This is a genomic window from Nitrobacter sp. 62-13 (assembly GCF_001896955.1).
Classification (GTDB): domain Bacteria; phylum Pseudomonadota; class Alphaproteobacteria; order Rhizobiales; family Xanthobacteraceae; genus Nitrobacter.
Map to the genome: position 1 here is coordinate 1 of NZ_MKRN01000079.1, position 24490 is coordinate 24490.

General features: G+C 62.0%; 22 protein-coding genes and 1 other RNA gene. 10 read left to right on the plus strand and 13 right to left on the minus strand.

Annotated features, from left to right (window positions below):
• The 5 genes from ilvC to miaA form a co-directional block, all read right to left on the minus strand.
• On the minus strand, positions 1 to 730 hold a 730-nt coding region (gene ilvC / locus BGN91_RS07400; RefSeq protein ID WP_292611885.1), incomplete at its 3' end, for a ketol-acid reductoisomerase.
• 187 nt (positions 731 to 917) lie between these two features.
• Positions 918 to 1460: an acetolactate synthase small subunit gene (gene ilvN, locus BGN91_RS07405; RefSeq protein WP_292611887.1), complete on the minus strand. Its 543-nt coding sequence runs from the start codon at positions 1458 to 1460 to the stop codon at positions 918 to 920.
• A gap of 65 nt (positions 1461 to 1525) precedes the next feature.
• On the minus strand, positions 1526 to 3304 hold the full coding sequence (locus tag BGN91_RS07410) for an acetolactate synthase 3 large subunit (RefSeq protein WP_292611889.1): 1779 nt from the start codon (positions 3302 to 3304) through the stop codon (positions 1526 to 1528).
• Between the two features lie 250 nt (positions 3305 to 3554).
• A complete protein-coding gene (locus BGN91_RS07415; RefSeq protein ID WP_292611891.1) occupies positions 3555 to 4256 on the minus strand; it encodes a hypothetical protein in 702 nt (233 codons plus the stop codon).
• Between the two features lie 23 nt (positions 4257 to 4279).
• On the minus strand, positions 4280 to 5236 hold the full coding sequence (gene miaA, locus BGN91_RS07420) for a tRNA (adenosine(37)-N6)-dimethylallyltransferase MiaA (RefSeq protein WP_292611893.1): 957 nt from the start codon (positions 5234 to 5236) through the stop codon (positions 4280 to 4282).
• On the opposite strand from miaA, the gene serB reads away from it, so the two are divergent.
• Positions 5235 to 6128, plus strand: coding sequence for a phosphoserine phosphatase SerB (gene serB, locus BGN91_RS07425; RefSeq protein ID WP_292611895.1), 894 nt, complete (start codon positions 5235 to 5237; stop codon positions 6126 to 6128). The two genes, miaA and serB, sit on opposite strands and share 2 nt — an antisense overlap.
• Before the next feature lie 183 nt (positions 6129 to 6311).
• On the opposite strand, the gene BGN91_RS07430 is transcribed toward serB, so the two are convergent.
• From BGN91_RS07430 to BGN91_RS07455, 6 genes are all read right to left on the minus strand, one after another.
• Positions 6312 to 7805 carry a Do family serine endopeptidase gene (locus BGN91_RS07430; protein WP_292611897.1) on the minus strand — a complete coding sequence of 498 codons (1494 nt, stop codon included), beginning with the start codon at positions 7803 to 7805 and terminating at the stop codon, positions 6312 to 6314.
• A 268-nt stretch (positions 7806 to 8073) separates the two neighbouring features.
• Positions 8074 to 8274 (minus strand): DUF2065 domain-containing protein, encoded by a 201-nt coding sequence (locus tag BGN91_RS07435; protein ID WP_292611900.1) that lies wholly within the window; start codon positions 8272 to 8274, stop codon positions 8074 to 8076.
• 29 nt (positions 8275 to 8303) lie between these two features.
• Positions 8304 to 9200 (minus strand): protease modulator HflC, encoded by an 897-nt coding sequence (locus BGN91_RS07440; protein WP_292611901.1) that lies wholly within the window; start codon positions 9198 to 9200, stop codon positions 8304 to 8306.
• The gene (hflK, locus tag BGN91_RS07445) at positions 9197 to 10348 is read right to left on the minus strand and encodes an FtsH protease activity modulator HflK (protein WP_292611903.1); all 1152 of its coding nucleotides are present in this window, start codon (positions 10346 to 10348) and stop codon (positions 9197 to 9199) included. The genes BGN91_RS07440 and hflK overlap by 4 nt, the downstream gene beginning before the upstream one ends.
• Before the next feature lie 160 nt (positions 10349 to 10508).
• The gene (locus tag BGN91_RS07450) at positions 10509 to 11045 is read right to left on the minus strand and encodes a dihydrofolate reductase (protein ID WP_292611905.1); all 537 of its coding nucleotides are present in this window, start codon (positions 11043 to 11045) and stop codon (positions 10509 to 10511) included.
• Positions 11042 to 11836 carry a thymidylate synthase gene (locus BGN91_RS07455; protein ID WP_292611906.1) on the minus strand — a complete coding sequence of 265 codons (795 nt, stop codon included), beginning with the start codon at positions 11834 to 11836 and terminating at the stop codon, positions 11042 to 11044. Before BGN91_RS07455 ends, BGN91_RS07450 begins: the two co-directional genes overlap by 4 nt.
• Positions 11837 to 12070: 234 nt before the next feature.
• Between BGN91_RS07455 and ssrA the strand changes: the two genes are divergently transcribed.
• The 6 genes from ssrA (at position 12071) to BGN91_RS07485 (ending at position 15918) form a co-directional block, all read left to right on the plus strand.
• Positions 12071 to 12433: a transfer-messenger RNA gene (gene ssrA / locus BGN91_RS07460) on the plus strand.
• A gap of 170 nt (positions 12434 to 12603) precedes the next feature.
• Positions 12604 to 13122 (plus strand): ClpXP protease specificity-enhancing factor SspB, encoded by a 519-nt coding sequence (locus tag BGN91_RS07465; protein ID WP_292611908.1) that lies wholly within the window; start codon positions 12604 to 12606, stop codon positions 13120 to 13122.
• Between the two features lie 88 nt (positions 13123 to 13210).
• The gene (gene fumC / locus BGN91_RS07470; protein ID WP_292611910.1) at positions 13211 to 14620 is read left to right on the plus strand and encodes a class II fumarate hydratase; all 1410 of its coding nucleotides are present in this window, start codon (positions 13211 to 13213) and stop codon (positions 14618 to 14620) included.
• A 218-nt stretch (positions 14621 to 14838) separates the two neighbouring features.
• Positions 14839 to 15027, plus strand: a complete 189-nt coding sequence (locus BGN91_RS07475; protein WP_292611912.1) for a DUF4169 family protein — start codon at positions 14839 to 14841, stop codon at positions 15025 to 15027.
• Positions 15024 to 15275 carry a ribbon-helix-helix domain-containing protein gene (locus BGN91_RS07480; protein ID WP_292611914.1) on the plus strand — a complete coding sequence of 84 codons (252 nt, stop codon included), beginning with the start codon at positions 15024 to 15026 and terminating at the stop codon, positions 15273 to 15275. Before BGN91_RS07475 ends, BGN91_RS07480 begins: the two co-directional genes overlap by 4 nt.
• Before the next feature lie 322 nt (positions 15276 to 15597).
• Positions 15598 to 15918, plus strand: coding sequence for a ribbon-helix-helix domain-containing protein (locus tag BGN91_RS07485; RefSeq protein ID WP_292611938.1), 321 nt, complete (start codon positions 15598 to 15600; stop codon positions 15916 to 15918).
• Between the two features lie 68 nt (positions 15919 to 15986).
• On the opposite strand, the gene BGN91_RS07490 is transcribed toward BGN91_RS07485, so the two are convergent.
• On the minus strand, positions 15987 to 19811 hold the full coding sequence (locus BGN91_RS07490; RefSeq protein WP_292611916.1) for an AsmA family protein: 3825 nt from the start codon (positions 19809 to 19811) through the stop codon (positions 15987 to 15989).
• A 254-nt stretch (positions 19812 to 20065) separates the two neighbouring features.
• Between BGN91_RS07490 and BGN91_RS07495 the strand changes: the two genes are divergently transcribed.
• Positions 20066 to 20581 (plus strand): thioesterase family protein, encoded by a 516-nt coding sequence (locus BGN91_RS07495; RefSeq protein WP_292611918.1) that lies wholly within the window; start codon positions 20066 to 20068, stop codon positions 20579 to 20581.
• A 6-nt stretch (positions 20582 to 20587) separates the two neighbouring features.
• On the opposite strand, the gene BGN91_RS07500 is transcribed toward BGN91_RS07495, so the two are convergent.
• Positions 20588 to 20764: a DUF1328 domain-containing protein gene (locus tag BGN91_RS07500; RefSeq protein ID WP_292611920.1), complete on the minus strand. Its 177-nt coding sequence runs from the start codon at positions 20762 to 20764 to the stop codon at positions 20588 to 20590.
• A 244-nt stretch (positions 20765 to 21008) separates the two neighbouring features.
• Here BGN91_RS07500 and BGN91_RS07505 point away from each other — a divergent pair, with 244 nt between their 5' ends.
• Both BGN91_RS07505 and BGN91_RS07510 read left to right on the plus strand, forming a co-directional pair.
• Complete coding sequence (locus tag BGN91_RS07505; protein ID WP_292611922.1) at positions 21009 to 23456, plus strand: UvrD-helicase domain-containing protein; 2448 nt, start codon at positions 21009 to 21011, stop codon at positions 23454 to 23456.
• Between the two features lie 113 nt (positions 23457 to 23569).
• A complete protein-coding gene (locus BGN91_RS07510) occupies positions 23570 to 24490 on the plus strand; it encodes an ABC transporter ATP-binding protein (protein WP_292611924.1) in 921 nt (306 codons plus the stop codon).

Sequence of the window (24490 nt, forward strand, 5' to 3'; positions counted from 1 at the left end):
TGCCGCCTTCATAGATCAGGTCGACGATCAGCTTCACCTCGTGCAGGCACTCGAAATAGGCCATCTCCGGCGCGTAGCCGGCTTCCACCAGCGTCTCGAAGCCGTTCTTGATCAGTTCGACGAGGCCGCCGCAAAGCACCGCCTGTTCGCCGAACAGGTCGGTCTCGCACTCTTCCCTGAAGGTGGTCTCGATGATGCCGGCGCGGCCGCCGCCGATCGCGGAAGCGTAGCTGAGGCCAAGGTCATGGGCGTTGCCCGACGAGTCCTTGGCGACGGCGATCAGGCAGGGCACGCCGCCGCCGCGCTGGTATTCCGCACGCACGGTGTGGCCGGGCCCTTTCGGCGCGATCATCAGCACGTCGAGATCGGCGCGCGGATCGAGCAGGTTGAAATGCACGTTGAGCCCGTGCGCGAAGATCAGCGCCGCGCCCTTCTTCATGTTGTCGTGCAGATGCTCGCGGTAGATGTCGCCCTGCAATTCGTCGGGCGTCAGCATCATCACGACATCGCCCCACTTCGCGGCCTCGGCGACTTCCATCACCTTGAAGCCCGCGCCTTCGGCCTTCTTGGCGGAGGCGGAACCCTTGCGCAACGCGATCGCGACTTCCTTGACGCCGGAGTCCTTCAGGTTCAGCGCATGGGCATGGCCCTGGCTGCCATAACCGACGATGACCACCTTCTTGCCCTTGATCAGGTTCAGGTCGGCGTCCCGATCGTAATAAACACGCATGGTCGTTCCTCTTTTGCGGCCGTCAACGGCCAAATCAACATTTGTGGGGTAGCGCGAGCACTCAGCCGAAAGAAGCGTGCCCGCTTTTAGGGCGATGCTTGCCGGGAGACAAGCCCGCAGCGGCGCCCCGCCGATGAACCGCAAGGCTGTCCAGGGACCTCGCCGGACAACCGCGCCCTACATGATCTTACATCCGTTCCGGTCCACGCCCGATCGCCGCGACGCCGGTTCGTGATACCTCGACAAGACCGATCGGCCGCATCAGGTCGACAAACTGATTGATCTTCGAGGTGCCCCCGGTGATCTCGAACACGAAGCTCTCGTTGGTGGCATCGACCACGCGGGCGCGAAACACCTCCGCGAGCCGCATCGCCTCGATGCGCTGGTCGCCCGAGCCCTTGACCTTGACCATCGCCAGTTCGCGCTCGATGGATTTGCCGGTCAGCGTCATGTCCACGACCTGGTAGACCGGGATCATGCGATCGAGCTGATGCTTGATCTGCTGGATCACCATCGGGGTGCCGGTGGTGACAATGGTGATGCGCGAGACGTGCTTCTGGCTTTCGGTCTCCGACACCGTGAGGCTTTCGATGTTGTAGCCGCGGCCGGAGAACAAGCCGATCACCCGGGCCAGCACGCCGGGCTCGTTGGCGACCAGCACCGACAGCGTATGCGTCTCGTTCGGATCGTGACGCTCTTCGAGAAAATAGGCGGAAGCGGGCTGGTTCATCTTCAAATCCTGTCACTCTCTTTCGTCATGCCCGGCCTTGTGCTGGCAATGACGACTTCTCCAGCTCACACCAGCGCCTTGCCGCCGGCGAAGGCGGCCGCGGTCGCATCGTCATTGGCTTCCGCCGGCAACAGCATTTCGTTATGCGCCTTGCCGGACGGAATCATCGGGAAGCAGTTTTCCAGCGCCGCGACGCGGCAGTCGAACAACACCGGCTTTTTCACCGAGATCATTTCCTTGATCGCGCCGTCAAGATCGGACGGCTTTGTCGTCTGGATCCCGACGCAGCCGAAGGCATCGGCGAGCTTGACGAAATCCGGCAGCGCTTCCGAATATGAATGCGACAGGCGATTGCCGTGCAGCAACTGCTGCCACTGCCGCACCATGCCCATGTACTGGTTGTTGAGGATGAAGATCTTGATCGGAAGCTCGTGCTGAACAGCCGTGGACATTTCCTGCATCGTCATCTGCACGGAGGCATCGCCAGCGATGTCGATGACAAGGCTGTCGCGATGCGCCACCTGCGCGCCGAGCGCGGCCGGCAGGCCGTACCCCATGGTGCCGAGGCCGCCCGAGGTCATCAGGCGGTGCGGCTCCTCGAAGCCGAAGAACTGCGCCGCCCACATCTGATGCTGGCCGACTTCGGTGGTGATGTAGGTGTCCCGTCCGCGCGTCGCCTCGAACAGGCGCTGGATCGCGAACTGCGGCAGGATCACGTCGTTGTTCTTCTTGTAGGCCAGCGAGTTGCGCGCGCGCCAGCGTCCGATCTCGAACCACCACGGATCGATCTTCGGCGCCTTGCCTTCAGCCTTGAATGCCTGCAACAGGTCGGCCATGACGTTGCCGGCATCGCCGATGATCGGCACATCGACACGGATGTTCTTGTTGATCGACGATGGATCGATGTCGATGTGAATCTTCTTTGACCCCGGCGAGAACGCGTCGGTGCGCCCGGTAATGCGATCGTCGAAGCGCGCGCCGATGCACAGCATGACGTCGCAATCGTGCATCGCCATGTTGGCTTCATAGGTGCCGTGCATACCGAGCATGCCCAGCCAGTTCTTGCCGGAGGCCGGGTAGGCGCCGAGCCCCATCAGGGTCGAGGTGATCGGAAAGCCCGTGGCTTCGACCAGCGCGCGCAATGTCTTCGAGGCGTCGCGGCCGGAATTGATGATTCCGCCGCCGGTATAAATCACCGGCCGCTTGGCATTGACCAGCAGCGACACCGCCTTGCGGATCTGTCCGGCATCGCCCTTGACCTGAGGCTTATACGAGACATGGACGTCCGACTTGCGCGGCGGCGTATAGGTTCCGGTCGCGAACTGCACGTCCTTCGGCACGTCGACAACGACAGGTCCGGGCCGGCCCGTGGTCGCCACGTAGAATGCCTCGTGCAGCACCTTGGCGAGATCGTCGACATTGCGCACCAGCCAATTGTGCTTGGTGCAGGGCCTGGTGATGCCGACGGTGTCGCATTCCTGAAACGCATCGTTTCCGATCAGGTGGGTCGGCACCTGGCCGGTGATGCAGACCAGCGGGATCGAATCCATCAGCGCATCGGTCAGCGGCGTCACCATGTTGGTGGCGCCGGGGCCCGAGGTCACGAGCACGACGCCCGGCTTGCCGGTCGAGCGGGCGTAGCCTTCGGCCGCATGACCGGCGCCCTGCTCGTGCCGCACCAGGATATGTTCGATGTCGCTCTGCTGAAAGATCTCGTCATAGACCGGAAGCACCGCTCCGCCCGGATAGCCGAAAATGTGTTTCACGCCGTGATCGACGAGGGCGCGGACGATCATGGCCGCACCGGTCATCTGTTGGGGGGCGTGGCGTTTGCTGTCGCTCATGGTCGGCTCCGTCGGCTCCGGATCGTCGGAAATAAAAAAGGGCCTCTGAAGGCCCCCGGGCGCACCGCCTTGGATTCGGACGGCCTTAGCCGTCCCGGGCGGCGCTCCAGGGTACGACGATAAGGGATACCAGGTCGGTAACAAAATTACGCATTTTATCGCCAGAATTCCCAAAGGTTGCGCGGGTTATAGAGGCCGGATTCGCTGTCGTCAACCGATTTCAGGCTCAAACGGCCGAACTCCACGATGCTCACTTCGTCCTCTCGGCCGGACCGACGCAACTGGGGTAAGGAGCTCGTTCTCCAGGAATTATCGGGCAAAGCTTCAAAGGCCCGAGCTTGTTATAGCGGTCAGACCACTTTGCAACGTCCACGGGTATCGGCTCCCTGGAAGGAGCCGCCCGCTCGGCCCACTGCACAGTATAAACGTCAGCCACTCCTTTGATGACCACGATCAACGCCGTCTCGCTTGTCGTGCCCCTGGTCATTGGAGTCGCGCCGCAGGAAACAACAGCGGCGATCGCATCGAAGCCACTCACTTTGTGGTTGTTGATGGATTGCGCGCTGAACGAACCCGGACACGCGCGCTTGAAACCACCGGCCATCGCGTCGAAGACGACTTTGGGGGTTAGGCCAGGTTTCGCAGCGAGGCCTTTTATGCCCGTAACCGTGATGATCTGTGTCCAGTGGTCTACCGTCTCACCGGTCAACACCGCTTCCCGAAGATAGGATTGCGGCTGGGCTTTTTCGAATGCGGTTGTAAATCCCGCCGGATAGCCCGTGCCCATCAACTGACTGAAAATCGGGGTGATCGTTGTAGCGGACAAATTCTTATGCGCCTGCTCGGCGCTGCCCGCGTATGCGACCGCGCACCCGCATACTATTGTCGCAGCCACCTTTGAGGGCGTCTTCAAAAGACTTGTCGTGGTCATCGCGGATTTCATCAGCTTCATCAGACGCAGCTTTGAAGCGCATATTATCTAAATGGAGCTTCAAACCACGAACAAATCGCCGCTTCCGCGTCCTCAGGCCCCACCCATTCGAATTCCGGCAACTGGTGGCGGAACCATGTGAACTGCCGCTTGGCGTAATGGCGGGTGTCGGCGCGGCCAATCCCGGCAGCCTGCTCCAACGAAAGCTCACCGCGCAGATGCCGGATCAGCGCCGGCACGCCGTGCGCCTTCATCGCAGGCAAAAGCGGATCGAGGCGGCGTTCGGCCAGCGCCGCGACTTCCTCCAGCGCTCCGGCCTCGAGCATCGCACCGAAGCGGGCATCGATCCGCGCATAGAGCGCATCGCGATCCGGGGAAAGGAAGACCGCCCTCACCCGCCCGGGCGGCAGCAACGGCGGCAAGCCATCGCGATGCCAGTCGGTCAGCGAGCGGCCGGTCGCCTCGACGACTTCGAGCGCGCGGGCGATGCGGGTGCGGTCGCGCGACTTCAGGCGCTCCGCCGCCGCCGGATCGCGCCGAGCGAGAACGGCATGCAATGCCTCGGGCCCTTCGCTTTCGAGTCGCGCCCGCACGGCGTCACGCACCCGGTACGGAATGGGCGGCACCGCCGACAGGCCGCGGGTCAGCGCCTTGAAGTAGAGACCGGAGCCACCGACAAAGATCGGCAGCCGGTTTTGCGTGCGCGCATCCTGAAGAGCTTTGGCCGCGTCGCCGACCCACATCCCCGCGGAGCAGTTCACGCTCGCATCGACATGACCGTAAAGCCGGTGCGGCGCGCGCGTTTCCTCGTCCGGCGTCGGACGTGCCGTGATGATACGGAGATCGCGATACACCTGCATGGAGTCGGTGTTGATGACGATGCCGCCGGTCCGCTCGGCAAGCGAAAGCGCCAGCGCCGACTTGCCGCTCGCCGTCGGTCCTGCGATAAGCACGGCGCCCGATGCTTCGCCTTCCGCCTCGCCAGGATTTACCCCGCTCATGTCGCTCGTCGCCACGCTGATCTGCAATCCTGCCAACCCCGCGCTCGATAGCACGGTGCTGGACGGCGCGCGCGCAATTCTTGGCAATGCCGGGCCGGCGCATTGGCTGTGGGACGAAGTCGCGGCCGACATTCCCTTCGAAAGTGAGGAGACCATTCCTGCGATCGTGCAGCGCCTGCGCGAAGCGCGCCGCGACCTGCCGATCGACATTGTGGTGCAGCCGCAGCTTGGCCGGCGCAAGAAGCTTTTTCTGGCCGACATGGATTCCACCATGATCGGCCAGGAGTGCATCGACGAACTCGCCGATTTCGCCGGTCTCAAGGCGCATGTCGCCGCCATCACCGAACGCGCCATGCGCGGAGAAATGAAATTCGAAGACGCGCTTCGCGAGCGGGTGGCGCTGTTGAAGGGCCTTCCCGTCACCGTTGTCGACGACGTACTGGCACAACGCATCACGCCGACGCCGGGCGGCCGCGAACTGGTCATGACCATGCGCGCCAATGGCGGCTATACCTGCCTGATCTCCGGCGGCTTTACGCTCTTTACGAAAGCGGTGGCCCCCATGATCGGCTTCCAGGAAGATCGCGGCAATACGCTACTTATCGAAGACGGGAAATTGTCAGGCAAGGCCGCCGAACCGATCGTCGGCCGCGAGGCAAAACTTGCGACGCTGGTCGAACTGCGCGAGGCCTTCGATCTCGACAATGTCGATACGCTTGCCGTCGGCGACGGCGCCAACGACCTCGGCATGATTCAAAACGCAGGTCTTGGCGTCGCCTATCACGCCAAGCCGGCGGTTGCCGCAGCGGCCGCCGCGCGAATCGACTATGGCGACCTCACTGCCCTATTGTATGCGCAAGGATATCGGCGCGACGAGTTCGTCAGCGAATAGATTGGTTCTGGGGCATAGCAGATATCAATAACGTCGGCATTCCGAGGGGCGCGTAACTGCGAACCCGGAAACCGTCATCCGTGCGACTGCTGTTACCCGAAACGCCCATACAGGGACCATGAATTTCTGGTCGGCTCGCATTGCAAGCCGTCGGAACGACGTGCTGAAGATGCGGTCGCCCGCCTACTTCAGACTCAGCGCCACGAACCGCAGTTCGCCCGCGCCGTTCGAGACCATCAGCAGCACAGCCTTTTTGCCGTCCTTCTTCAACTGGTCGACGCGCTTGCGGATATCGGAAGCGCTGCTCACGGCTTCCTGCGCCACCTCGACGATGACGTCGCCGGCGCTGAGCCGCTTCTCGGCAGCGTCCGAATCCGCCTCCACATCGGTGACAACGACGCCCTTGACGCTGTCCTTGATCTTGTAGCGCGTCCTCAGATCCTTGCTCAGCGCGGCGAGATCGAGGCCGAGCGCCTTCTGCGTTTCGAGCTTGTCGCCGCCATCGGGCCTGGTCTTGACCGACACGGGCATGGCCTTGTCGCTGTCATCGAGCCGCCCCAGCGTCACTTTCCTGGTCTCTTCCTTGCCCTTGCGGATGACCACGACGTTGACGGTCTTGCCGACGGCGGTGTCGGCCACGATGCGTGACAGGTCCTTCGGCTCCTTGATGTCCTTTCCGTCGAAGGAGATGATGACGTCGCCCGGTTCGATGCCGGCGGGCTTGGCCGGCCCCTTGTCCTCGACCCCGGCGACCAGAGCCCCGCGCGTCGGCTTGATATTGAGACTGTCGGCGATTTCATCGGTGACCTGCTGGATGCGAACGCCGAGCCAGCCGCGCCGCAACTCACCGAACTGCCGCAACTGATCGACGACGCCGGCGACCGTTTTCGATGGCACGGCGAAGCCGATGCCGATCGAGCCGCCTGACGGCGAGATGATCAGCGTGTTGACCCCGACGACCTCGCCGTCGAGGTTGAAAAGCGGACCGCCGGAGTTGCCGCGGTTGATGGCGGCGTCGGTCTGGATGTAGTTCTCATACGGACCGTTGTTGATGTCGCGGTTGCGCGCCGAGACGATACCGGCGGTAACCGTGCCGCCGAGGCTGAACGGATTGCCGATGGCGATCACCCATTCGCCGAGCCGCAACTTGTCGGAATCGCCGAACTTGACGGCGGTCAGCGGGTGCGGCGGCTTGAACTTCAGCACGGCGAGATCGGTTTTCTTGTCCACGCCGACGATCTCGGCCTTGATCTTGGTGCCGTCATTCAAGATGACGTTGATCTCGTCTGAATCCGCGATGACATGATTGTTGGTGACGACGATTCCGGAGGGATCGACGATGAACCCGGAGCCGAGCGAGTTGGTCTTGTGCGGCTGCAGGCCACCGTCCTTGCCGCTGCGGCGGTTCTTGAAGAAGTCGTCGAAAAACTCTTCGAACGGCGAACCCGGCGGAAGTTGCGGAATGGCGCGCCGCCCCTCCGCGCCGCCTTTGGCTTCGATCGTCTGGGTCGTGGAGATGTTGACCACCGCGTCGATCACCTTCTCCGCGACGTCGGCGATGCCGTCAGGACCGCGGGCCAGGGCTGGCGCGGATATCAGGACACTCGCGGCACCGAAGCAAAGCGCGGCCAGCAGGGAACGCCGGCGAAGTCTCAATGCGGGGATCGCTCCGGTCATCTTTCGAATCTCTCCTGGAGAGGCATGTCGTCGGGCCTACAGTGCGCCCGAACACCGTATCGACGCAAGCAGCGGAAATTGCGTTCGCCGACACCAACGGCATCGATTGCGGCGAAAAGCTGGCGCTGCCTTCACGATGCTGTTGCCGGGACGCCGTGCCACCGCTGGTTTTGCGAACCGGACCGCTCGCCCGATGCAACGCCGTTCTTTGCACGGCTATGAACCGGCCATGACGGATCAGCCCGCTTTCGCCAAAACGCAAATGGCTTTAATGCCGGACCAGCCAGATCAGGATCAGGCCCACGATGGCCGAACCGATGCCGATTATCCGCAACACGTGTTCCGGCGACGCCAATGCGCTTTTCATGGCCCGCCGCGTCAGATCCGGCGCCGCCGCGAACAGGATGCCTTCGAGCACGAAGAGAATACCAAGACCGATCAGGAAATCGGCAAAGGCAATGGAACCCATCGGACGGCCCCCGGCATCCCGTCTCGGAGTTACTGCTTCGGCGCGGGTGCGGACGGCTTGCCGCCGGAATTTCCGAAGAAGCGGAAGAAGTCGGAATCGGGTTTCAGCAGGAAGCGCGTATCGCTACCCTTCAAGCCGTTCTGATAGGCGGTCATCGACCGGTAGAACGCAAAGAACGCCGGCGCCTGATTGTAGGCCGCGGCAAACAGCCGGTTGCGCTCACCATCGCCCTGACCGCGAATCTGCTCGGCCGCGGAATTGGCCTCGGCGATGATCACGGTCGCTTCGCGATCAGCCTTGGCCCGGATCTCCTGCGCTTTCTGACCGCCCTGAGCGCGGAACTCGGCGGCTTCGCGTTGCCGCTCGGTCTGCATCCGCTGATAGATCGCCTGGCTGTTCTGCTCGGGCAGATCGGCTCGGCGAATCCGGACGTCGACCACGGAGATACCGTATCCGGCGGCCTCCTTGTCGAGTTGGTCGCGAATGCGGGCCATCAGCATTTCGCGCTCGTCCCGCACGACCTGGATGAACGTCACCTCGCCGAGAACCCGGCGCAGCGATGCGTTGAGCAGCGTCGTCAACTGAATATTGGCGGCCTGGACGGTGCCTACGCTTTGATAGAAGCGCAGCGCATCCTTGATTCGATAGCGCGCGAACGCATCGACGACGAGCCGCTTCTGATCCGATGCGATAACTTCCTGCGACGCCTGCTCGAGGTCTAGAATTCGCTTGTCGATCGGGATCACGGTATCGACGAACGGCGCCTTGAAATGCAATCCCGGCTCGGTGACGACGCGCACCGGTTCGCCGAGTCGCACCAGCAACACCTGTTCGGTCTGGCTCACGGTGAATACGGAACTATATCCCACCACGAGCAAAGCCAGCCCGAGCAGCAATCCGGCAATTCCTAAAACTCCGATTTTCATCGAGCGCTCCCGTTCGTCTTGGCCGGCTGGTTCGCGGTCGCGCCGCCGCCGCGCTGCGATGTCAGTTCGTTCAACGGCAGGTAAGGCACAATACCGGAAGACGATGAGCCCAGATCGTACACGAGCTTGTCCGCGTCCCCGAGCACATGCTCCATGGTCTCCAGGTAGATGCGCTCGCGCGTCACGTCAGGCGACGCCTTGTAGGCTTCATAAACCTGCAGGAACCGCGAACTCTGACCTTTGGCTTCGGCGATCGCCTGCTCCTTGTATCCTTCGGCATTCTGCACGATCTGCGCGCCCCGTCCGCGCGCGTCGGGAATGACGCGATTGGCATAGGTCTGGGCTTCGTTCTGCAGCCGCTCGAGGTCGGAGCGCGCTGCCTGCACGTCGCGGAATGAATCGATGACCTGAGCCGGCGGGTCGACCTTCTGCATCTGCACCTGCTGGATCAGAACGCCGGCGCCGTACTGGTCCAACGTCTTCTGCATCAACTCCTGCACGGAGGCTTCAATCTTGGTTCGCTCGGACGTCAGGATCGGTTGAATATCCGAACGTCCCACCCACTCGCGCATCGCGCTTTCCGCTACCGCCTTGACGGTACCTTCCGGGTTCTGGATGTTGAACAGGAAGTCGCCCACCCCACCCGGCTTGATCCGCCACAACACGGTGAAATCGACGTCGACGATGTTTTCGTCGCCGGTCAGCATCAGGCTTTCCTCAGGCACATCGCGCATCGTGCTGGTGTTGCGCGCCGGGTCCTGCGCCAGCGTCAAACCGATATTGAGGGTCGAGACGCGCAGCGCCTTCGGCAGCAACACGGACTCGATCGGGTACGGCAGGTGATAGTTGAGGCCGGGCTGCACCGTCCGCACATGCTTGCCGAAGCGCAACACCACGCCGAGTTCTTCCGACTGCACGCGGAAGAAGCCGGACATGCCCCAGATCACAAGGGCGCCGATCAGGATCAGCACAATGCCCATGCCGCTGAGATGTCCGCCCGGCAGCAGTTGTCGGATACGTTCCTGAGCGCGGCGCAGCAGATCCTCGAGATCGGGCGGCTTCGGCCCCCCCGCCGGTTGCGGGCCGGATCCCCATGGTCCTTTCGGACCAGAGCCCCACGGACCTCCGCTTTGATTCTTCCACGGCATCGATACTCTCCTCCGCGCGGATCCGGGCTTCGCAAACCCCAGCCTCGCTCTGTCTGTTCGACCTTATAGGGGACGCACACGGCCCTTACAACGCGGCTTGTTGGCCGCAAGGAGCTATATCCGAACAGAAAATTGTCAATGTTAACGTCGCGGCGCGCGATTACTGCGGCGTCCGACGGCGATATGTCACATAAGAATAGTCGGTGGTGTCGCCTGCTGCCGCCTCGTTTCGGCTCCGGTCGGTTTCGTGCCAGACCGACGGATCGATCGCGGGAAAAACGGAATCGCCATCGATCTCGGCATGAACTTCCGTCACTTCGAGGCGATCGGCCGCAGGCATTGTCGCGGCATAAATCACCGCACCGCCGATCACCGCGATCTCGGTGACCGACCGCCGCAGCGCATCCCCTTTTGCGACGGCAAGGGCGTCTGCCAGCGACCGTGTCACCACCGCCCCGATCGCGGCAAAATCCGGATCGCGGGTGACGACGATATTGGTTCGCCCAGGCAGCGGCCGGCGCAACGAGGCAAATGTCTTGCGGCCCATCACGATCGGCTTGCCCATGGTGATCGCCTTGAAGCGCTGCTGATCGGCCTTCAGCCGCCACGGAATATCGTTATCCTTGCCTATCACGCCGTTCTCGGCCATCGCGACGATCAGGACAATTTCGGGATGCGGGGAGGCGTTCGCGATCACACCGCGACCTCGGCCTTGATGTGCGGGTGGGGATCGTAGTTCTCGAGTTTGAAATCCTCGTATTGGAAAGCGAAAATATCCCCTATCTTGGGATTGATCGTCATCGTCGGCAGCGGACGCGTCGGTCGCGTGAGCTGAAGCCGCGCCTGGTCGAGGTGATTCAAGTAGAGGTGCGCATCACCGAGACTATGCACGAAGTCCCCGGGCTTGAGCCCGGTGACCTGTGCGACCATCATCGTCAGTAGCGCGTAGGACGCGATGTTGAAGGGCACGCCCAAGAACACATCCGCGGAGCGCTGATAAAGCTGGCACGACAGTTTTCCGTGGGCGACGTAGAACTGAAACAGGCAGTGGCAGGGGGGGAGCGCCATCCTGTCGACATCAGCCGGGTTCCAGGCGCTGACGACCAGCCGCCGCGAATCCGGATTGCGTCGGATCATGTCGACCACGTTGGCGATCTGGTCGATGCTGCGTCCATCCGGCGCGGGCCATGAGCGCCACTGCGAGCCGTAGACCGGGCCGAGATCGCCGTTGGCGTCCGCCCATTCGTTCCAGATCGAGACGCCGTTATCTGTCAGGTACTTGATATTGGTGTCGCCTTTCAGGAACCAGAGCAGTTCATGCACGATCGATTTGAGCGAGAGCTTCTTGGTGGTCAGCAGCGGAAATCCGGATCCGAGATTGAAGCGCATCTGATGCCCGAAGATGGACAACGTTCCGGTGCCGGTCCGGTCATGTTTTTCCGCACCGTCGCTGAGTATTCGTTCGAGCAGATCGTGGTATTGATTCATGGCGTTTGGCGTTTTCGAGCTTGTCAGCTTGGCGTCCGACCGACTGGGCCGACAGCAGCGACTCGGGTCTTACCCGAATTATACCGGGAAACGGGATCGCGGCGGCAGGCGGATTTCGCCTCCATTCCCCAATATAGGTGAGGACTGCAACGGTAACGACGTCGGATTCGTCGAATCGGTGTCCGGCTCGATTTCCGCGCGGCGCTGACCGGAAGCGCGAAATATGCCCGCAAACACCTTTTTTCTTCAACCCTTGCAGACTATATTCAGCCTGCCGGTTCGCCGGCTATGGAAATAAATGGCCGTCGTAATAAACCATTCGGACCCGGGGGCAGTACCCGGCGCCTCCACCAGAGCCCGACTTTTGTCACCCATTGCGGGTTCCGGCGGGGGCGAAACAGGATCGACGAGGGCGTAAAGGGCTCGCTTTTTCTCGGTATGGTTCCGCCGTTATCGGGCTATGCAATAGTTGCAAACGACAACTATGCTCCGGTTGCTCAGGCTGCGTAACGCGGTTTGAAAGACCACTCTGAAGTCCTGATGGGTTAAGCTCCGTCAGGCGGGGTTCGGAGGCACCTGGCAACAGAAGCCTCCACTATCATCATTCGCCGCTTGCTCGCCGGGCAGCGGCAAGAATTTCACAAGTCCGACCACACCATTGCTGACCTGGCGCGAGCGCCGGAGTAGAATCGGCGAGGTCCGCGAGTCGGCTCCCATACGCTCGCAGCGGGTTTGTACGACTTCTGCGGAGGTGATTAGACCAAACGATGTCAACCGATCATATCCGATACGATGTGCTGACCAGCGATGCGATGCGCGGCGTTTTGCGCCGGGTGCTGACGGACGCCGCCGAACAGGGGCTGCCGGGCGAGCATCACTTTTTCATCACCTTCCTGTCGAAGGCCGACGGGGTGAAGATATCGCCCCGTCTTCTGGCGCAGTACCCGGAGGAGATGACCATCATTCTCCAGCACCAGTTCTGGGATCTGGCGGTGAACGAGGATCACTTCGAGGTCGGCCTGTCTTTCGGCGGCATACCCGAGCGCCTGGTGGTTCCCTTCAACGCAATCAAGAGCTTTTTCGATCCGTCCGTCCAGTTCGGCCTGCAGTTCGAGCCCGCCGAAACCGCGACAGCCGAGAACGCCGCGCCTTCGGCATCGCCTGCGCCGGAGGTCTTGGCCGTTCCGGAAGCTCCCGCCCTGCCCGCCGCGGCTGAAATCGAGGACAAACCCAGGCCTGGCGAAGGCGCCGAGGTTGTCAGATTGGACCGCTTCCGCAAGAAGTAGTGCGCGTTGCATGCTGAGTTGTCCCAATCCGCAACGATGCGGCCGGCGGCGTTCGCCATCGCCGCATCGAGCATAACGGATCTGATTCATGGCTTCGTCACCACGCAAAACAGCGACGCGCACGGAAACCGACAGCTTCGGCCCCATCGACGTTCAGGCTGACCGCTACTGGGGAGCCCAGACCGAGCGCAGCCGGCAGAACTTCCGCATCGGCGACGATCGCATGCCGATGCCGATCATCCGGGCGCTCGGCATCGTCAAACTTGCAGCGGCCCAGACCAATCGCGAACTCGGCCTGCTCGACCGGCGGCGCACGACCGCAATCATTCGCGCCGCGCGCGAAGTCATCGACGGCAAGCTCGACGATCATTTTCCGTTGGTTGTCTGGCAAACGGGCTCGGGCACCCAAACCAACATGAACCTCAACGAGGTGATCGCGAACCGCGCCAACGAGTTGCTCGGCGGAGAACTCGGCGCCAAAAAGCCCGTTCATCCCAACGACCACGTCAATATGAGCCAGTCGTCGAACGACTCGTTTCCGACCGCGATGCACATCGCGGCGGCCGGCGGCATCGCGTCCGACCTGGTCCCCGCTCTCACCGCCCTGCTCAAGGCGCTGCGCAAAAAGGAAAAGGCGTTCGCTCGTATCGTCAAGATCGGCCGCACCCACACCCAGGACGCGACGCCCCTGACGCTCGGCCAGGAATTCTCCGGCTACGCGGCGCAGGTCGAGAGCGGCCTCTCACGACTTCGCGTCGCGCTCAAAGACCTCTACCCGCTGGCGCAGGGCGGAACCGCCGTCGGCACCGGTCTCAACTCCAAGCCGAGATTTGCGAAACTGTTCGCGAAACACGCGGCGACGCTGACGAAACTTCCGTTCACCAGCGCGCCCAACAAATTCGAGGCGCTGGCCTCCAACGACGCCTATGTTTTCGTTCACGGAGCCATCAACGCGGTCGCGACCGGCCTGTTCAAGATCGCCAACGATATCCGCCTGCTGGGGTCGGGGCCGCGGTCCGGCCTCGGAGAATTGATCCTTCCCGAAAACGAGCCGGGATCGTCCATCATGCCGGGAAAGGTCAACCCTACCCAGTGCGAAGCCATCACCATGGTGTGCTGCCGGGTGTTCGGAAACCAGGCCACGATAACGGTCGCCGGCAGCCAGGGTCACTTCGAACTCAACGTTTACAAGCCGGTTCTCGCCTATTGCATGATCAATTCCATCCAGTTGCTCAGCGATGTCGTGCGTTCCTTCACCGAGCACTGCGTCGAGGGCATTCGCGCCGACGAGAAGCGGATCAGCGAACTGATGCAACGCTCGCTGATGCTGGTCACGGCGCTTGCACCAAGGATCGGTTACGACAACGCCGCAAAGGTCGCCAAGGCCGCCCACGCCCGCGGAACGACCCTGAAGGAGGAGGCGCAGCGGCTGGGTTTCGTCACGGCCGCGGAGTTCGACCGGCTGGTGCGGCCTGACAAAATGACGCATCCCCGATGACCTTCCCTCATAGCGGAAGATCACCCGAGGAGGTGGACATTCTAAAAACAGGGTCCCCCGAAATAGTTATGTTTCATATCGCATCTTGATTTAGAGATTATTTTCTATCACTGTTGCGGTGCATCATGGTAGAGCATTCATAGCCGCTTGTGCAGAGCGGGATATATTTTGAACCTTGAAGGTACGCGTTCCCAGCGTTTGAGATGGCGGAATCGGTCATGGGGGATGTGGTCAATCTAAATCAGCGCAGGAAGCGCATCAAACGGGAACGCGTGGCGGCGGTTGCCGACGCCAATCGAGTACGCTTCGGCCGTCCCAAGGCCGAACGCGATCTCGACGAGCAGCGTATGGCGCGCGAGAAGCACCTGCTCGATCAGCACCGCATCGACACCGGGGACGCATCATGAAGTCACCGGTGGTGAAACGATCGATCGTGGTAGCCGGCCACAAGACCAGTGTGAGCCTCGAGGAGGCGTTCTGGAATGGGATGAAGGAAATCTCGGGCCTTCGTGACATGACATTGTCCGAACTGGTCGGCGAGATCGACAGCAACCGTCAACAAGGCAATCTGTCCTCGGCCATCCGCCTTTTCGTCCTGGACTACTTTCGAAGCCGCGCGACCGATTCAGGATCAGAAAACAGCCCCGGCGCCTGATAGCAAACCTCGATTCTTGCGCAGCAAATTGCATTCGCGCATCGCATCCGTATGTCTGCTCACGTCGGCATCATGATAGTGAGCAACACTTAGGTTGTTTCCCGAATACCGGTACTCGGCTTTTTCAGCTACTATGTACCTGTACCTCGATGATCCGCCACGGCACGATCAGAGGTGGGCCGGCGAAGATCACCCGCATGCCCGCGGCCTGGTCCACCGATGGTCTGTAGCAACCATGTTCGCAGTTCAATCGAATGAGCCGTCCGGTGAGATATCATCGCGCGCCGATGAGGCACGCGTCCGGAATCAGATGGAGCCAATCATGCAAAACGACCAAAGCGGCGATGGCCGCGGCGAGCGTGAATATGCCGTCGTTAAACGATCGGTCGTCGTCGGCGGTCACAAGACCAGCGTGAGTCTCGAAGATGCGTTCTGGACAAGCCTGAAAGATATCGCGATGCTGCGGGGCACGACGCTGTCCACCCAAATCGCCACAATCGATACCACTCGCCGGACCGGCAATCTGTCCTCGGCGATCCGTCTCTATGTGCTCGAGCATTTCCGTGCGCGAGCGGCAAGCGCCATTTTCATCGGCGAACGTCAGTCACCATCGACGCGGCTTGCGCCGCTTGGTCCGGAATAGTTGCAGCGCTCTCGGGTGTTTGGAGCCTTTCCGCGTCCTACGGAGTGGGAAGCGAAAAGTTTCCAGTCTCAAAGAGCCGGTCGCGCGGTCGACGCCGGCGGCCTTTGCACCAGCGGCTGGCGCGAAACAGGCCTCGGAATCGGCGCAGGCCGGATCTGGATCGGCAACGGCAGACGCCCGACCCATGGCAGCGCCGAGGCGCTCGACGCCTGAGACGCCGGACGCCGCGGGACAGCCGACCGCGCCCTCGCGCGAACCCGGCGCGGATCGCGTTTCGGCACGGGCGCATTGGCGATGGGCGCGTCATCCGTCGCCGACGGTTCAGCGGAAACGTCAGGCTGCGCGGCCGGAAGCGATGCCACCGCCGGCGCGGGGATGCTCATCCGGGCTTTTGCGCGCGACCACCGCGGATCGCGCTTCGGCACGGGCGCATTGGCGATGGGCACGTCATCCGTCGCCGATGGCTCAGCCGAAACCTCAGGCGGTGCAGCCGGAAGCGGCGCAGCCGGAAGCGACGCCGTCACGGGCGGCGGAGCAGCAGGAGGCGGCTTGGGGGGCACCTGCATGCTTTGCTCGATCGAATCGAGCCTGCGGGTTTCGCGATCGATCGCCTTGACCGCCAGCCAGGACGACAACGCGGCAACATCAACGCTTGGACTGATCGTGTCGGGAGATCCAGCCGCAAAGATCTGAATTTCGGGACGATCGTTTGCAGACCCCACCGAGGTTGAAGCAAGGCTGGCGCGAATATCGACTTGATCAGCAGCGATGTCATAACCGCCGGAGACGATGGCTCGCGCCCCGTCACCCTCCAGAGTCGTTGCGCTGACGCGCAAGCGGCCATCTTTTACGGTGAACGGAATCTGGGCCGATGCGACCGCCAACGGATTTACCGACAAAGACCGCTCCACGGTCTGCTGCAGTTTGGCCTCGTCCGATGGAGCGCCCTCTCCTGCGCTGATCGCAGCGTCGAACACGTGTGGATCGAGTCCCGGAATACGCGCCTGGTCGAGCGTGATAAGACCGTTGCCGGACAGCGCTCCCGCCAGCGCGGACGCGCTGCGGGCCTCACTCGCAAGCGTGACCTGCGCCGAGGCGCGGCCGGCTGGCATCGCCAGCTTGCCGTAATGCAATGCCGGACCGTCGATGTTCCTGAGTTGAACGTCCGCATTCAAGGCAACACCATCGGTGGCTTGCCGTATTTCAAGACGCGCGGTGGCATCACCATTGCCGATCTTCCCCTTCATCGCATCGAACGTCAGGGAGTGATCGTCACCTTTGAGGGTGCCGCTGACAGGCCGTATCTCCACGCCTCCCGGCAATGTAGCGCGCAGCGCCTCGAATGCGAGCTGTCCGCGCCAGCCTTCCGGCAGACCGGCACGCAGCGGCTCTTTGGTATCGTGTCGCGCGGTGCCGACGACAAATCCAAATGCCGACGCCAGATCGAGCGCGTCCAAGCCGATTTCGCCCTCGACGACGTTTTCCTTACCGAAGGCCACCGCAACGCGCCCGCGCATGCGAGCACCCGCTGCCGCGCCGTCGAGATCGTGGAAGACCACTTTGCTGTCAGCCAGCGTGATATGCGACGACAGGCTGGCGTTCCGGGCGCGGGGGTCGGATGGCTTGAGATCCAGCAGCGGTCCGAGATCAGCCCGGCGGACCGCGAGATTGAGATCAGCCTTGCGCTCGGATGACCATGGCTCCATCGTTCCTTTGATTTCGGCATCCAGGTCAGTTCCCGACATCTTCGCGTTCAGCCGGATCGGTGCATGCCATGCTCCCGTCGCCGTCGCTTTCAGGACCGATCCGTCGCCAACTGCAATCACCCGGTCAAGACCGAGCAACGCCGGCAAGGCTCCGCCTCGCCCCCCCGTCAGTTTCGTCCGGAGCGTGACCTCGTTTCGCGCCAATGCATCAAGGTTGGCCGAGCGCAAATCCGAAAGCGAAGGCGCCGCAACCAGCGACAGCGTGCCTTTCAGTTGCGGCAGATCGACATGGAGCTTCGCGTTGGCCTCAGCCTTGTCTTCGTCGGCGGGGTTTTTATCGACATTCGCCGTAAGGTGAAGTTGCGCGCCTCCCGCAGCCGCCGGCATCGCATTGAGGCGCGCCGCGACAGTCGGCGCGACTGGCGCAATCAGGTCGGTTATTTGTGCAATCGACGCCGATGTCGCATTCAGCGCCAGCTGTCCGGTCGCATTCACGGGGTCGAACGCACCCGACCCTTCTATCAAGAGGCCTCCGGGCGAGCCGATTTTCAATTGCTCCAGCGAGATTGCCGAGTTTGCATAGCTCAATCTGGCGATGAACGGACGCAATTCCTGCCCCGCCGATATCGCGTTTTCGACGTTCAATGAGAGGTGTCCCTCATCCGGCCATTCGGCTTGCGGGCCAGCGATCGCGCGGACCAGACTGGTCGTTGCATCGAGATCGAGACGATCCGCTTTGAGTTCAGCATCGAGGCGCGCACCCTTCCCGGCCGTCGAATTGATAAACGCCAGCCGCCCTTCAACGCTGCCGCCCTCGATATCGGCCCTGAGCTGATCGAACGCAACCTGGCCTGAATCAACGTTCAGATTGCCACGCAGACGCAACCGCTTTTGGCTTTGACGGACGATTTCGCCGCGACCTTGCAGCCAGGCGACAAACGCATCGGGATCGGCCGACGCAACGTCGAGCGCACCCTTGAATTGGGCCGATGGCCCGGGCTGTGCGATCTGACCGTCAAGCACCACCTGCGTTGTGCCGGGCGCGCGGAATTCCAGTCGGCTGACGGTCCACGATGCGGGGTCGCCGCGTAAGTCAATGCCGAAATTTTGTAGCGGACGGCCGCCCAGCATAATTTGGTCGGCACTGATTCCGATGTCGGCGGCCAGCGGAGCTTGTGGAATTTTCGTCAGAACACCCTGCAGCGCAGATAACGTCGTCGCAGGCGCGTCCTTGCCTAACAGACGATCGGCATCGAGCTGACGTGCAAACAATTCGGCGTGAATCCGGGGCGATGCGCCGAAACGAACGTCGCCGACGCCCGCGAGCTTCAGCGCAGTCTCACCCGCACCGTAGCTCGCTTCGACCTGCTCGAGCCGCGCACCGCTCGGGGCAGCCTTGGCCCTGGCCGACACACGCCACGGCCTTTGAGACGGATCGCCGGAAAAATTCTTGCCGGCGGATTCGGCAGCGCCCGCCAGAGTTACCGCGCCCTCGAAATGCGGCGTTCGCTCATCGAATGACAAGATTCCGTCCAGATCGATGGATGCAGCGTGCATTCCAGGGTCGATCGTGACATGCACACGGCTGGCCTCGCCATCGCTCACCGGCCCGGACGATACCCGAAATGGATAGCGCGTGCCTGACAGCACGAAATTGCCGTCGCCGCGAACGGCTGCTCCGGCTCGGACATCGCCGCTGAAAGCGATGTCGCTCAATTCAAGCGTGGTGCGGCTGGCCGCATCATGAAGCGCCACGCGGCCCGTGAGGTTCAACCGGTCGATGGAAACCGAACCGGGATTGAACGATTGTGACGACAGAGGCCAATCGATCCGCCCGCCAGTATCGAGGCCGAGGTCAAGCCCTACGTCGTTGATCGTCAGTTCGGTCGCGCGCCATTCTCCCCGCATCAGCGAACCCAGGCTGAATTCGACACCGAGATTGCCGGCGCGCACCTTGCCCGGATCATTCGGCCCTCCGACCACCACCGAACGAAGCTGCAACGACGGCGACGGGAGCAGCCGGACGTCAAGCCCACCCTCGATTCGAACAGGCGCGCCGATCACGCGCGCCGCCTGCGCCTCGAATTGAGGCCGAAAGCGGTTCCAGTCGATCAAATACGGCCCGATCAGCGCGGCGACGAGCGCGACGATGAATGCAATCGCCAGGCCGAGCAGCGTAGTCTGCACGGTGTCTCCCCCTGAAACGTTCCGGCAAAATCAAATTCCGCTTCCGTCGCGACTGCGGACGCGTGCCAGAGGCCCAAGACTGCCGTATCGATCCCAAGCCTGCAAGACCGAGCCAAAACGAGCCGATCAACATCGTATAATATGGCTAACTGTGGCGAAGTAGCAGCGACGATCGGGTCGGTTCCCGCAGCGACCCGGGACTTCACATCGCGCCAACGGAAGAAGAAGTGATCCGACAAAAGCAGGAAACGAGAATGAAGGGCACGCCAGCCACTGCCATAGACCGCCCGTCGCAACTGTTTCAGTCATCCATCATGCGGATCGAGCCGCAATGGATCGACTACAATGGCCATCTCAACATGGCCTACTACAATGTCCTGTTCGACCGGGCGCTCGACGAGTTCTGGGCGGAGCTTGGACTGGGGCCCGATTACATGGAAACGCGCAATGGCTCGACCTTCACCGCCGAGTGTCACGTGCGCTATCTGCGAGAAATTCATCTGGACGACCCGGTGCGGGTGTCCGTTCTGCTGATTGCTGCCGACGACAAGCGTCTGCACATCTTCGAGGAACTGCGGCATGCGAGCGAAGGATGGCTGTCGGCGACGTCCGAAAACATGACCCTTCACGTCGATATGGCCGCTCGCAAGGTCGCGCCGTTTCCGCCTGATATTCGTGCGCGCATTAAGACCGTCGCTGATGCTCACGAACCGGTCGCACGTCCCGAGGGCATCGGCCGGCAAATCGCGATGCCCTCGCGGTCCCGTTAGCTATCGCTACACGCCGGTGCGACGGCCCCGCAAGAGTCCGACCACCGCAGAAACCACAAACAGGATCAAAGCTATGAAAAAAATGATCTTGGCGATTTCTATTGATGCACCCGCAATACCGCCGAAGCCGAGAATACCGGCAATCAGCGCGATAATCAGAAATGTCACGACCCAGCTCAACATGACTTGATCTCCGTGCTTTCGGCGCCCGCGCCTGAGAAAACAATCCGCCCCCGAAACAATAGTTCCCCGTGGCGGGATGGAGGTTTTTACGGAACAAAACGGCGATGGCCGGCACAGAATCGCGGGATGCACTCGGCGGAAAACCGATGCAAACACGTCATCGTCCCTATATATCCACGCAATCCTGCTAAGAAGGCTCCCTTTCGCCGCCCCGCGGTGCCATCGTGGGGAGAAGACGATTCGCATGACCGAGCCGAACAGACAGATCCATCGCGACGTTCCAGAGCACCGGCCTGCCGCCGGCGGCATCGCTGCGCGTGCGCGCGCCGCCGCAACGCCGCAGTATCTCGCCGGACTCAATCCGGAACAGCGCGACGCAGTGGAAACGCTGGACGGCCCGGTCCTGGTGCTGGCCGGCGCAGGCACCGGCAAGACCCGCGTGCTGACGACCCGCATCGCGCACATCCTCAGCCAGGGCCGTGCCCGCCCCGGCGAAATCCTCTCCGTGACATTCACCAATAAGGCCGCGCGCGAGATGAAGCAGCGGCTCGGCCAGATGCTCGGGCAAGCCGTGGAAGGCATGCCGTGGCTCGGCACCTTTCATTCCATCGGCGGGAGAATTCTGCGCACACACGCCGAGCTTGTGCAGCTCAAATCCGATTTTACCATCCTCGATGTCGACGACCAGATTCGCCTGCTCAAACAGCTTCTGCAAGCCGACAACGTGGACGACAAGCGCTGGCCGGCGCGGATGCTCGCGGGATTGATCGACGGCTGGAAGAATCGCGGCCTGACGCCGGCGCAGGTGCCCTCAGGCGAAGCGGCCGTGTTCGGCAACGGTCGCGGCGGCAAACTTTATGCCGCCTACCAGGCGCGATTGAAAATCCTCAATGCCGCGGATTTCGGCGACCTGCTGCTGGAGAACATCCGCCTGTTCCGCGAGCATCCGGACGTGCTGCGGCAATACCAGAACCGCTTCAAATTCATTCTCGTCGACGAGTATCAGGACACCAACGTCGCACAATATCTGTGGCTGCGGCTGCTGTCGCAGGCGCCGACACGCACTCCACTTCCCTCTCCCCTTGCGGGAGAGGGAACGTCAGCACCGGTCGAGACTCTGAGACAGAAAAACATCTGCTGCGTCGGTGACGACGACCAGTCGATCTACGGCTGGCGCGGCGCCGAAGTGGACAACATCCTGCGCTTCGAGCATGATTTTCCGGGCGCCAAGGTGATCCGCCTGGAGCGCAACTACCGCTCCACCGGCCATATCCTCGCCGCCGCCTCGCATCTGATCGCACATAACGAGGGCCGGCTCGGCAAGACGCTACGCACCGAGGACGTCGACGGCGAAAAGGTCACCGTCACCGGCTCCTGGGACTCCGAAGAGGAAGCCCGCGCCATCGGCGAGGAGATTGAACAGCTTCAACGTGCCGGGGAAAAGCTGAACGAGATCGCGATTCTGGTGCGCGCCTCGTTCCAGATGCGCGAATTCGAAGACCGCTTTGTCACGCTCGGGCTGCCCTATCGTGTCATCGGCGGTCCGCGCTTCTACGAGCGCGCCGAAATCCGCGACGCGCTCGCCTATCTGCGCCTCATCAACTCGGCGGCCGACGATCTCGCCTTCGAGCGCATCGTCAACGTGCCCAAACGCGGCCTGGGCGAGGCCACGGTGCAGATGCTGCACGAGATTGCCCGCAAGCGGCGGATACCGCTCAGCGAGGCCGCGCGCGCCGTCGTCGACACCGACGAGATGAAGCCGAAAGCGCGCGGCTCGCTGCGCGCCCTGCTTGACTGCTTCGATCGTTGGCGCGCACAGCGCGAGACCCTGCCACACACGGAGTTGGCCGAGATCGTGCTCGACGAGAGCGGTTACACCGAGATGTGGCAGAAAGACCGTTCGGCCGACGCCGCCGGCCGGCTCGAGAATCTCAAAGAACTTGTGCGCTCGATGGAGGAGTTCGAGAACCTGCAAGGTTTTCTCGAACACATCTCGCTGGTGATGGACCGCGATGGCGGCGCGGACGAGGATGCGGTTTCGGTCATGACTCTGCATTCCGCCAAGGGACTGGAATTCGACAACGTCTTTTTGCCCGGCTGGGAAGAAGGACTGTTTCCGCATCAGCGCGCGCTGGACGAACAGGGACGCGCCGGGCTCGAGGAAGAACGCCGCCTCGCCCATGTCGGCCTGACGCGGGCGCGCCGTCGCGCGAAACTCTACTTCGCCACCAACCGGCGCATTCACGGCTCATGGTCGACGACGATCCCATCCCGCTTTCTCGACGAACTGCCCGCGCAAAATGTCGAGATCACGGAATCGAAGGGCGGCTCGGGCTGGGGCGGAACGGGCGGCTACGGTCCGTCCCGCTTCGACAACATGGAATCCTTCGGCTCGAGTTATTCGACGCCAGGCTGGCAGCGCGCGCAGGCCAATCGCAGCCGCGGCGGTTTCAACGAGGCCGGCGCGGCATATGCAGGCCGGTCGAATTCGAAGCGCGCGCCGATGACCATCGAAGGCGAGCTGGTCGCCAAATCCACCGGCACGGCGTCCGCCTTTTCAACGGGTGATAGGGTCTTTCACCAGAAGTTCGGCTACGGCAAGGTAACGCGGATCGACGGCAACAAGCTGACCATCGCCTTCGACAAAGCCGGCGAGAAAAAGGTGGTCGATAGTTTCGTCGAGCGCGTGTAGCCGATTGCGAAACAACACGCGTGTTCCTATCTCTTGACCCGGACTGTCATCCCGCCGCCAGCCGGTGTCGCTAATCCCATTTCTGCTTTTCATTCACAGCGTATCAAACCTGCATGTCACCCATTATTTCCGTTTCCGGTTTGTCGAAGGTTTATGCATCCGGCTTCACGGCGCTGAAGACGATCAATCTCGACATCAACCGGGGCGAGATTTTCGCGCTGCTGGGTCCGAACGGCGCCGGCAAGACGACACTCATCAGCATCATCTGCGGCATCACGAACCCCTCCATCGGACAGATCCTGGTGGACGGCCACGACATCCAGCGCGACTATCGGGCGACCCGCTCGCTGATCGGTCTCGTGCCGCAGGAACTGCATACCGACGCGTTCGAAACTGTCTGGGCCACCGTCAGTTTCAGCCGCGGGTTGTTCGGCAAGCCCAAGAACCCGGCTCATATCGAGAAGGTTTTGAAAGACCTGTCGTTGTGGGACAAGAAGGACAACAAGATCGTCACGCTGTCCGGCGGCATGAAGCGGCGCGTGATGATCGCGAAAGCATTGTCACATGAGCCGCAAATCCTGTTTCTCGACGAGCCGACCGCAGGCGTCGATGTCGAGTTGCGCAAGGCCATGTGGGATGTGGTGCGGACGCTGCGAGCGTCCGGTGTCACGATCATTCTGACGACGCATTACATCGAAGAGGCCGAGGAGATGGCCGACCGTGTCGGCGTCATCAACAGGGGCGAGATCATCCTGGTCGAGGAAAAGACAGCACTGATGCAGAAGCTCGGCAAGAAGCGGCTGAAGCTGCACCTGCAAGGCAAGGTCGATGCCCTACCCTCGTCACTGGCCGCCTACAATCTCGATCTGGCCGAAAGCGGCAAAGAGTTGATCTACACCTACGACACCCGGAGCGAACATACCGGCATCACCAGCCTGCTGGGCGATCTTCGAGCCGCCGGCATCCGGTTTTCCGATCTCGACACCACCCAGAGCTCGCTGGAAGAGATCTTCGTCAGCCTGGTGAGGGCCTGA